Genomic DNA, 9,714 nt, shown 5'->3' with positions numbered 1-9,714 from the left:
CCGCATCATTGAAGCGGCGGTCTTGCCGGCGCCCTGCGAGGAAGGCGTATTCTACATGACCGGCGTTTCTTGTCAACCCGTCGAGGCGTTCCGAAGAAGCGAAGCGGGTGACCGAAACCTCATCTCGCCAGAGCGAAGTGAGTGCCGATCGAGTGGTGTGCATTCTACCGAATGCGGCGAGTTCGTCAAGCGGGAATTTTCAAAGCGACTTCGAAAAACCCAAATGGAAACAAGCACTTCCACCACTATTACCGCCTGCAACGTTTGCCCGTTGCCGGCAGCGGATGCATACTTTACGGATTTCCCGGGCACCGCGCAAGGCCTCGATGAAGAAAAATGTCAGGGCCGTGTCGCGGCGGTGAAGAGGCGATGACAAGAGGGCCAGAAAACCACGCCCACCTCACGCCGCCTTGCCAAGCACAACGACTAACCACCACTCTTATCCACCGGCACTACCTGCACACCGGCTGTGGATAATTTGCCTTATAGAGACAGGAACGCCCGCGCAAGGCGGGCGTCGTGACCGGGCGAGCCGGTCAGCCACAGATAAAGAGGCATGCCTTAGCCAAGGGTCACGCGGGCATAGCGCTTCTTGCCCGCCTGGATCACGTAGCTCTTGCCGGTCTCGAGCATATGGTCGCGCTCGACCACCTCGCCATCGACCTTGACCCGGCCGTTGCCGAGCATGTCCTTGGCCTGGGCGCTGTTGTTGGCGAGCCCCGAACGGTTGAGCACCGCGGCGATCGGCGCCTGGGCACCGCCCTCGAAGTCGATCGTCACCTCGGGCAGGTCCTCCGGCAGCTCGCCGTCGGCGAGCTGGTTGCCGGCGCTGCGGTGGGCGTTGGCGGCCGCCTCTTCGCCGTGATAGCGGCCGATCAGCTCGCGGGCGAGGACCATCTTGATGTCGCGCGGGTTGGCACCGGCCTCGACATCGCGCTTGAGCGCCTCGAGTTCCTCGTTGGGCTTGAGCGAGAGCAGCTCGAAGTAGCGCCACATGAGGCTGTCGGGCATGGAGACCAGCTTGTTGAACATCGATCCCGGCGACTCGTCGACACCGACATAGTTGCCCAGCGACTTGGACATCTTCTGCACGCCGTCGAGCCCCTCGAGCAGCGGCATGGTCATCACCACCTGGGGCGACTGGCCGAAATGCTTCTGCACCTCGCGCCCCATCAGCAGGTTGAACTTCTGGTCGGTGCCGCCGAGTTCAACGTCGGCCTCCAGGGCCACGGAGTCGTAGCCCTGCACCAGCGGATAGAGGAACTCGTGCAGGGAGATCGGCTGACCCGCGCTGTAGCGCTTGTCGAAGTCGTCGCGTTCTAGCATCCGCGCCACGGTGCTCTGGCCGGCGAGCTCGATCATGTCGGCCGCGCTCATGGCCGAGAACCACTCGGCATTGAAACGCACCTCGGTCTTGTCGGGATCGAGGATCTTGAACACCTGCTCCTTGTAGGTCTGAGCGTTGGCCTTGACCTCTTCCTCGGTGAGCGGCTTGCGCGTCACGTTCTTGCCGGTGGGATCCCCGATGCGCCCGGTGAAGTCACCGATCAGGAAGATTACCTTGTGACCCAGGTCCTGGAACTGGCGCATCTTGGTCAGCAGAACGCTGTGCCCGAGGTGCAGGTCCGGCGCCGTGGGGTCGAAGCCCGCCTTGATGCGCAGCGTGCGCCCGGAGGTCAGCTTCTTCTCCAGCTCGTCCTCGAGCAGGATCTCGTGGGTGCCGCGCTTGAGCAGCGCCAGCGCGCCAGCTACATCGGTCATTGTCTCCTCTCCACTCAGCAGGCGGCCCGCGACCCGGCGGGCACTCGGTGTTCGAATGGTCGAGGATGGTACCATGTCCGACCATCCACGGTTGAGCCCGCCCGGGAGTCCCCATGAGCCTCTTCATCGGCCTGATGTCAGGCACCAGTCTCGACGGCGTCGATGCCGCCCTCGTCGATGTCACCCCGGGACGTCCGCCGAGCCTGGTCGCCACCCACGCCGAGACGATGCCAGAGCCGCTGCGCGACCTGCTGTGGCGACTCTGCCATGCCGATCGCGCGGCCTTCGCCGAGCTGGCGGCCGCCGAGGACGCCTTCTGCCGCCTGCAGGCCACCGCCGTCGAGGCGCTGATCGCCGGCAGCGGCGCGACGCGGGAGACCATTGCCGCCATCGGCAGCCACGGCCAGACCATCGAGCACGCCCCCTGGGGGCATGACGACGGCCCGGCCTATACCCTGCAGCTAGACAACCCCAGCCTGCTCGCCGAGCTCACCGGCTGCGCGGTGGTCGGCGACCTGCGCCGCCGCGACCTGGCCGCCGGCGGCCAGGCCGCCCCGCTGGCGCCGGCCTTCCACGAGGCGCTCTTCCGGGCACCCGGCGAGTGGCGCCTGGTGCTCAACCTGGGCGGCTTTGCCAACCTCACGCTGCTGCCGCCGAGCGAGGATCCGCGCCCGCCGCTGGGCTTCGATACCGGCCCGGCCAATGCCTTGATGGACGCCTGGCACGCCCGCCATCGCGGCGGGCGCTTCGACGCCGGCGGCGCCTGGGCGGCCTCGGGCCGCGTCGACGAGGCGCTGCTGACGCGCCTGCTGGCACAGCCCTTCTTTCACCGGCCACCGCCTCGCAGCACCGGCCGCGAGGTGTTCCATCTGGAGTGGCTGCAAAGGCATCTGGAGGAGGGTGAATCACCGGAGGACGTGCAGGCGACACTGGCCGAGCTGACCGCCGCCAGCGTGGCGCTGGGCGTGGAGATGGCCCGGGAGACCCTGTCGGCCCCGCCGCCCGCGCTGCTGATCCCCTGCGGCGGCGGGGCCCACAACCCGGACCTGCTGGCACGCCTGGCGCGCCGTCTGCCCGAGACCCCGCTCACCACCGGCGACGACTGGGGCTGGCCCGCCGACTGGCTGGAGGCCGGGGCCTTCGCCTGGCTGGCCGCCCGCCGGCTGGCCGGCCAGCCGGGCAACCTGCCCTCGGTGACCGGCGCCGCCGGCGGCCGGGTGCTCGGCGGGCTCTACGCCCCCTGAGCCCCTGCCGGCAGGCGGGCCGTACCGCTAGAAGTCGTCCTCGCCCCTCAGCGAGAGGTGGCTGGCCGCCTCCTTGGCCCCGACGACCCCGTCGCCGCTCTCGTCGGCGAACTTGATCATCATGCGCAGATCGTTGGCCGAGTCGGCGTGCACCAGTGCCACCTCCTCGGTGATCTTGCCGGCCTTGAAGAGCTCGTAGAGCGCCTGATCGAAGGTCTGCATGCCGAGATCCCGCGAGCGCGACATGACCTTCTTGATCTCGCCGACTTCACCCTTGCGCACCAGGTCACCGATCAGCGGCGACTTGAGCATGATCTCGATCGCCGGGCAGCGCCCGCCGTCGACCGTGGGCAGCAGCTGCTGGGCGACGATGGCGTGCAGGTTGAGCGAGAGGTCGAGCCACACCTGGGCGTGACGCTCAATGGGGAAGAAGTTGATGATGCGATCCAGCGCCTGGTTGGCGTTGTTGGCGTGCAGCGTGGCCAGGCAGAGGTGGCCGGTCTCGGCGAAGGTCAGGGCGTGCTCCATGGTCTCCCGGGTGCGCACCTCGCCGATCAGGATCACATCCGGCGCCTGGCGCAGGGTGTTCTTCAGGGCCACCTCGAAGGACTCGGTGTCGATGCCCACCTCGCGCTGGTTGATGATCGCCTTGCGGTGCGGGTGCACGTACTCGATGGGATCCTCGACGCTGATGATGTGGCCGCCGACCGTCTCGTTGCGCTGCTGGATCATCGACGCCAGAGTGGTCGACTTGCCAGTCCCGGTGCCGCCAACCACGAACACCAGGCCGCGCTTGACGTTGGCCAGCTCGCCGAGGGTGGCGGGCAGCGAGAGCTCTTCCAGGTGAGGAATGTCGAAGCCGATACGCCGCACGACCATGGCCATCTGGTTGCGCTGCTGGAAGGCACTGACGCGAAAGCGCCCCATGCCCTTGAGGCTCAAGGCGAAGTTGGCCTCGTGCTCGGTCCTGAAGCGCTCCCGCTGCGCCTCGGGCAGCGAGACGCCGACCAGCTCGGTGACCTGGGCCACGCTGAGCCCCTGGTCGCCCAGGGGAATGAGCTGGCCGGCCATCTTCAGCGTGGGCGGCGCGTTCACCGAGATCAGCAGGTCCGACGCCTCCTTCTGCACCATGATATCCAGCAGCTGATGAAGCCACTCTTTCGCCGTCATGTCCCTGCCTCCTTGTTGTGCGTGCTCAGCCCAGCGCGCCCTTGGCCTGGGCCTGGGCCTCCTCGCGCGCCACGGCGTTATCGGTGACCAGCCGCGCCAGCGCGGCATCCATGGTCTGCATGCCGAGATTGCCGCCGGTCTGGATCGCCGAGTAGATCTGCGCCACCTTGTCCTCGCGGATCAGGTTGCGCACCGCTGCCGTGGCCACCAGCACCTCATGGGCCGCCACCCGGCCGCCGCCCTGGCGCTTGAGCAGGGCCTGGGAGACCACTGCCTGCAGCGACTCGGAGAGCATCGAGCGCACCATGGACTTCTCGTCTCCCGGGAAGACGTCGATGATGCGATCGATGGTCTTGGCCGCCGAGGTGGTGTGCAGGGTACCGAACACCAGGTGGCCCGTCTCGGCCGCGGTGAGGGCCAGGCGAATGGTCTCGAGGTCGCGCAGCTCGCCAACCAGGATGATGTCCGGGTCCTCGCGCAGGGCGCTGCGTAGGGCCGGGGCGAAGCCGTGGGTATCGCGGTGCACCTCGCGCTGGTTGATCAGGCAGCGCTTGCTGCGATGGACGAACTCCACCGGGTCCTCGATGGTGAGAATGTGCTCGAAGCGGTTATCGTTGATGTAGTCGATCATCGCCGCCAGCGTAGTGCTCTTGCCCGAGCCGGTGGGGCCGGTCACCAGCACCAGACCGCGGGGCAGCATCGAGAGCTGGCGAAAGACCTGGCCCATGCCCAGATCCTCCATGCTCAGCACCTCGGTGGGGATGGTGCGAAACACCGCCCCGGCGCCGCGGGCCTGGTTGAAGACGTTGACGCGAAAGCGGGAGACGCCCGGCACCTCGAAGGAGAAATCGGTCTCGAAGAATTCCTCGTAGTCGCGGCGCTGGCGGTCGGCCATGATGTCGTAGATCAGCTTGCGGACCTCGCGGTCCTCCATGGCCGGCACGTTGAGCCGGCGAATGTCGCCATCGACGCGGATCATCGGCGGCAGGCCGGCCGAGAGATGGAGGTCCGAGGCGTTCTGCTTTGCCGAGAATGCCAGCAGTTCGGTAATATCCATGCGTTTCCCCTGCTTCCGGGATAAGGTTCCCTTCTGGATGACCAGTATGACAGACCATACGACATGACGGACCTGGTACTTTGCGAGTCGCTGGCCGCCGCTCGCGCCCGGCTCGACGCGGCGCTCGACGCCGCGGGCCGGCCCGCCGACGCCGCCCGGCTGCTCGCCGTGAGCAAGACCAAACCCGCCGCGCTGATCCGCCAGGCCTGGCACGAAGGGCAGCGTGAATTCGGCGAGAATTACGTCCAGGAGGCCCTGGACAAGCAGGTCGAGCTGGCGGACCTCGCGGGCATCGTCTGGCATTTCATCGGGCCGCTGCAATCCAACAAGACCCGCGACGTGGCCGAGCACTTCGCCTGGGTGCACAGCGTAGACCGGGAAAAGATCGCCCGGCGCCTGAGCGATCAACGCCCCGAGGGCCTGGAGCCGCTGGAGATCTGCCTGCAGGTCAACATCAGCGACGAGGCGAGCAAGTCCGGGGTCTCCCTAGACGCCCTACCGGCACTCGCCGAAGCCGTGCTGTCAATGCCACGCCTGCGACTGCGCGGCCTGATGGCGATCCCCGCTCCGGCCGAGACCGCGGCCGAGCAGCGCCCGCCCTTCGCCCGGCTGCGCCAGGCCCTGGAGGCGCTTGCCGAGCGCTTCCCCGAGGCACCGCTGGATACCCTCTCCATGGGCATGAGCGCCGACCTGGAGGCCGCGGTGGCCGAGGGCGCCACCCTGGTGCGCCTGGGCACCGCCATCTTCGGCGAGCGTCACACGCGCTAATCCCGCCCGCGCCGGCTGCCGGCCGAGGCTTTTCACCACACAAGGACAGATCCCATGGCCAGCACAATCACCTTCATCGGCGCCGGCAACATGGCCGGCGCCATCATCGGCGGGATGATCGAGAGCGGCTTCTCGCCCGACGACGTCATCGCCACCTCACCCAGCGACGACGTCCTCGCTCCGCTGCGCGAGCGGCTGGGCATCCGCACCGAGACCGACAACGCCGCGGCCGTCGCCGAGTCCGACGTGGTGGTGCTGGCGGTCAAGCCGCAGATCATGCGCCAGGTTTGCGAGCAGATGCGCGACGCCGTCCAGGCGCGCCGGCCGCTGATCGTCTCGGTGGCCGCGGGGCTGCCGGCCGAGACACTCGAGGCGTGGCTCGGCGGCGAGCTGCCACTGGTACGCTGCATGCCCAACACTCCCGCCCTGGTCGGCGCCGGGGCCGCAGGCCTCTACGCCAACGCACGGGTCGACGCGGATCAGCGCCGGCTCGCCACCGAGCTGATGGAGGCCGTGGGCCTGGTGGAGTGGGTCGAGGACGAGGCCCTGCTGGACGCGGTCACCGCCGTCTCGGGCAGCGCCCCGGCCTACTTCTTCCTGATGTTCGAGGCCATGGAGGATGCCGGCGTGACGCTCGGTCTGCCCGCCGACACCGCCCGTCGCCTGGCCATGCAGACGGCGCTGGGGGCGGCGAAGATGGCGCTGGCAAGCGACAAGCCGCCGGCCGAGCTCAAGCGCAATGTGATGTCGCCGGGCGGCACCACCGAGCGCGCCATAGCGCACCTCGAGGATGCCGAGCTGCGCCGCATCATGGGCGAGGCGATGACCGCCTGCGCCGATCGCGCCGCCGAGATGGCCGACGAGCTTGGCCAGCGCTGAGCCCTCACGAGCCAACACGATCACGTTTCAAGGACATGGAGGTGCCCCGATGGGCAGTCAACTGGGAAGTGCCGGCCTGCTGCTGGTGAACACCCTGATCAATATCTACATCTTCCTGCTGATGCTGCGCTTCCTGCTGCAGGCGTCCCGGGCCGACTACTACAACCCCATCAGCCAGTCGGTGGTGAAGGTCACCCAGCCGGCGGTGCGCCCCTTCCAGAGCTTTCTGGGGCCGGTGATGGGCCGCTTCGACCTGGCGACCCTGGCCACGGCCTTCGTGATCAAGGCGATCGCCATCATCGTGATCCTGCAGATTGGTTTCGGCGTATTCCCTATCGCCGGCGTGGTGATCGGCTCGGTGGCCACCATCGCCAACGCCCTGCTCAAGATCTACTTCTTCGCGCTGATCGTGATGATCATCTTGAGCTGGGTGGCGCCGCAGGCCAGTCACCCCGGGGCGCTGCTGGTGATGCAGCTGGTGGAGCCGATCATGGCGCCGGTACGCAAGGTCATCCCGCCGCTGGGCATGATCGACCTGTCGCCCATCGTGGTGTTCATCGCCATCAGCCTGATCGATGCTTTCGTGGTGGGCTCGCTGACCCGCGCCGCTGGCATCAACCCGATCCTGATCGGCCTCTGACGCTGACCCACTACAACGACTGGACACGACAGACCGATGCCCGAGTTTCCCCGCGATTCGGTCGGCCTGGTGACGCCCCAGACGGCGCACTTCGCCGACCCCCTGGCCCTGGCCTGCGGCAGGACGCTGCCGGCCTATGACCTGGTCTACGAGACCTACGGCACCCTCAATGCCGAGCGCTCCAACGCCATCCTGATCTGCCACGCCCTCTCCGGGCACCACCACGCCGCCGGCTTCCACTCGGCCGACGAGCGCAAGCCGGGCTGGTGGGACGCGCACATCGGCCCCGGCAAGTCGATCGACACCGATCGCTTCTTCGTGATCTCGGTGAACAACCTCGGCGGCTGCCATGGCAGCACCGGCCCTACCAGCGAGAACCCGGAGACGGGACGCCAGTGGGGACCGGACTTCCCGATCATCACCGTGGTCGACTGGGTGCACAGCCAGGCGCAGCTCGCCGATCGGCTGGGCATCGAGCGCTTCGCCGCGGTGATCGGCGGCAGCCTGGGCGGCATGCAGGTGCTGCAGTGGACGCTCTCCTATCCCGAGCGCATCGCGCATGCCGTGGTCATCGCGGCGACGCCGAAGCTGTCGGCCCAGAACATCGCCTTCAACGAGGTGGCGCGCCAGGCGATCCGCTCCGACCCCGACTTCTTCGAGGGCTGGTACGCGGACCACGACACGGCACCGCGGCGCGGCCTCAAGCTCGCCCGCATGGTGGGTCACATCACCTACCTGTCCGAAGACGCCATGGGCAGCAAGTTCGGCCGCGATCTGCGCAGCACCGACCTGAATTTCGGCTTCGACGTGGAGTTCCAGGTGGAGTCCTACCTGCGCTATCAGGGCGACACCTTCTCCACCTCCTTCGACGCCAACACCTACCTGCTGATGACCAAGGCGCTGGACTACTTCGATCCGGCGGCGGCCCACGACGGCGAACTGGCCCGAGCCCTGGCCCCGGCGGCCTGCCCCTTTCTGGTGGTCAGCTTCACCACCGACTGGCGCTTCCCGCCGTCGCGCTCCAAGGAGCTGGTCAACGCCCTGATCCGCGCCGACAAGTCGGTCAGCTACGCCAACATCGACTCGTCCCACGGCCACGACGCCTTCCTGATGCCCGAGCCCCGCTATCAGGCGGTGTTCGCCGCCTTCATGGATCGCGCGGCCCGGGACCTGGGCCTGGAGGAGCACTCATGATGCGCGCCGATCTCAAGCTGATTCACGCCTGGATCCCCGAAGGCGCCCGGGTGCTCGACCTGGGCTGCGGCGAGGGCACCCTGCTGGCGGCGCTGGCCCGCGACAAGGACGTCACCGGCTACGGCCTGGAGATCGACCCGGACGGCATCACCGCCTGCCTCGCCAAGGGCGTCAACGTCATCGAGCAGAACCTCGACGAGGGGCTCGCCAACTTCGACGACAACGCCTGCGACCTGGTGGTGATGACCCAGGCGCTGCAGGCGCTGCGCCGCCCCGACCTGATGCTCGACGAGATGCTGCGCGTCGCCGGGGAGTGCATCATCACCTTCCCCAACTTCGCCTACTGGCGCCACCGCGCCTACCTCGGCTTCAAGGGCTACATGCCGGTCTCGCGTTCGCTGCCCCACGCCTGGTACGACACGCCCAACATCCACCTGTCGACCTTCAACGACTTTGAACGCCTGTGCCGCGACAAGGGTCTGAGCATTGTCGACCGAGCGGTGGGTATCGGCGATCACGAGGGCCACTGGACCTCGCGCTGGTGGCCCAACCTGTTCGGCGAGATCGCCATCTTCCGGGTCGCCCGCCGGCCGTAAGCCCGCGCGCCCCGAGACGCTGCCCCACTGGCCAGAGCTTAGAACCAGAGCCTAGACATGATGGATTGACCTGCCCCTCCTCAACGTCGTGGGTTACGTTGAGGTTGGGCAACAACACAGAGCCACTATTGAGGGAGGCAGGTCATGACACAGTCTAACGCAACTCAGCAGGTCGTTGTGGAGCGCACTGCCGCCGAGCGGCTCAGCGCCGCCAGCGACGTCCATGCCGCCTATATCGGGCTGGATGTGCATAAGGCCAGCATTGCGGTATCCATCGCCGAGGCGGGACGGCATGAGCCGGAGTTTCGTGGTGAGATCGCCAATGAGCCCACGGCCATCGACACGCTGATCCGCCAGCTGAGCCAGCGCTTCGCGGGGCAGCCTCTGCTGTTCAGCTACGAAGCC

At 67.5% G+C, this 9,714-nt stretch carries 10 protein-coding genes and 1 pseudogene; 8 read left to right on the top strand and 3 right to left on the bottom strand.

What is annotated here, in order from left to right; genetic code table 11:
- Positions 1-373 (top strand): hypothetical protein (locus BM388_RS18030; protein ID WP_217641102.1); only part of this gene is annotated, 373 nt, incomplete at its 5' end.
- A gap of 188 nt (positions 374-561) precedes the next feature.
- Here the strand turns inward: BM388_RS18030 and tyrS are convergent.
- Entirely contained in the window at positions 562-1,761 is a 1,200-nt protein-coding gene (gene tyrS / locus BM388_RS16975; protein ID WP_089852351.1) for a tyrosine--tRNA ligase, read from the bottom strand.
- 113 nt (positions 1,762-1,874) lie between these two features.
- Here tyrS and BM388_RS16970 point away from each other — a divergent pair, with 113 nt between their 5' ends.
- The gene (locus BM388_RS16970) at positions 1,875-3,005 is read left to right on the top strand and encodes an anhydro-N-acetylmuramic acid kinase (protein WP_089852349.1); all 1,131 of its coding nucleotides are present in this window, start codon (positions 1,875-1,877) and stop codon (positions 3,003-3,005) included.
- A gap of 27 nt (positions 3,006-3,032) precedes the next feature.
- Here the strand turns inward: BM388_RS16970 and BM388_RS16965 are convergent, their stop codons facing one another.
- Positions 3,033-4,175, bottom strand: a complete 1,143-nt coding sequence (locus tag BM388_RS16965) for a PilT/PilU family type 4a pilus ATPase (protein WP_089852347.1) — start codon at positions 4,173-4,175, stop codon at positions 3,033-3,035.
- A 25-nt stretch (positions 4,176-4,200) separates the two neighbouring features.
- Positions 4,201-5,232, bottom strand: a complete 1,032-nt coding sequence (locus tag BM388_RS16960; RefSeq protein ID WP_089852345.1) for a type IV pilus twitching motility protein PilT — start codon at positions 5,230-5,232, stop codon at positions 4,201-4,203.
- A gap of 63 nt (positions 5,233-5,295) precedes the next feature.
- On the opposite strand from BM388_RS16960, the gene BM388_RS16955 reads away from it, so the two are divergent.
- From BM388_RS16955 to BM388_RS16930, 6 genes and pseudogenes are all read left to right on the top strand, one after another.
- Positions 5,296-6,000: a YggS family pyridoxal phosphate-dependent enzyme gene (locus tag BM388_RS16955; protein WP_089852343.1), complete on the top strand. Its 705-nt coding sequence runs from the start codon at positions 5,296-5,298 to the stop codon at positions 5,998-6,000.
- A 54-nt stretch (positions 6,001-6,054) separates the two neighbouring features.
- On the top strand, positions 6,055-6,879 hold the full coding sequence (proC, locus tag BM388_RS16950) for a pyrroline-5-carboxylate reductase (protein WP_089852341.1): 825 nt from the start codon (positions 6,055-6,057) through the stop codon (positions 6,877-6,879).
- A 49-nt stretch (positions 6,880-6,928) separates the two neighbouring features.
- Positions 6,929-7,519 carry a YggT family protein gene (locus BM388_RS16945; protein ID WP_089852338.1) on the top strand — a complete coding sequence of 197 codons (591 nt, stop codon included), beginning with the start codon at positions 6,929-6,931 and terminating at the stop codon, positions 7,517-7,519.
- 36 nt (positions 7,520-7,555) lie between these two features.
- A complete protein-coding gene (metX, locus tag BM388_RS16940) occupies positions 7,556-8,713 on the top strand; it encodes a homoserine O-succinyltransferase MetX (protein WP_089852336.1) in 1,158 nt (385 codons plus the stop codon).
- Entirely contained in the window at positions 8,713-9,309 is a 597-nt protein-coding gene (metW, locus tag BM388_RS16935; RefSeq protein ID WP_089852352.1) for a methionine biosynthesis protein MetW, read from the top strand. Before metX ends, metW begins: the two co-directional genes overlap by 1 nt.
- Before the next feature lie 144 nt (positions 9,310-9,453).
- Positions 9,454-9,714 (top strand): annotated as a pseudogene (locus BM388_RS16930) (hypothetical protein); the annotation flags it as partial.

The sequence above is a fragment of the Halomonas saccharevitans genome (assembly GCF_900116405.1).
GTDB classification, from domain to species: Bacteria; Pseudomonadota; Gammaproteobacteria; order Pseudomonadales; family Halomonadaceae; genus Halomonas; species Halomonas saccharevitans.
The sequence above is the reverse complement of the archived record's forward strand: the minus strand, read 5'-3'. Positions and strand labels throughout refer to the sequence as shown.